The organism is Vallitalea sediminicola (assembly GCF_054408565.1).
The window spans coordinates 1-284 of sequence record NZ_BTPT01000218.1 but is presented as its reverse complement, the minus strand read 5'-3'; the positions used below and the strand labels follow the sequence as shown (position 1 = coordinate 284).

At 28.5% G+C, this 284-nt stretch carries 1 protein-coding gene; it reads right to left on the bottom strand.

Going from position 1 to position 284, the window contains the following annotated elements:
- Positions 1-12: 12 nt before the first annotated feature.
- The coding region (locus ACX6CF_RS26485; protein ID WP_458788378.1) for an ABC transporter substrate-binding protein at positions 13-284 on the bottom strand (272 nt) is incomplete at its 5' end.

The following is a 284-nucleotide window of genomic DNA, read 5'->3' as shown; positions in this document are numbered from 1 at the left end:
ATCATTATAAGTCTAATGATGTTTAGGTATTATAGGAAAATTCATTGTATATAATGAAAATGCAAATGGTTGGTCAAAATATATTTTAAGGGTATATTGATCTACTGCAGAAGCTCTTTTATAATTTTTTACATTAACCTTATATATCGCATCATCAGGTGCAGCTTTTAACGTATCTATACTATATACAACATCATCCGAATGTAGCTCTTCCCCATCATGAAATAATATGTTTTTCTTTAGAGTAATGGTAACAGTAGTTCCAGAATCTGATAATTCATATG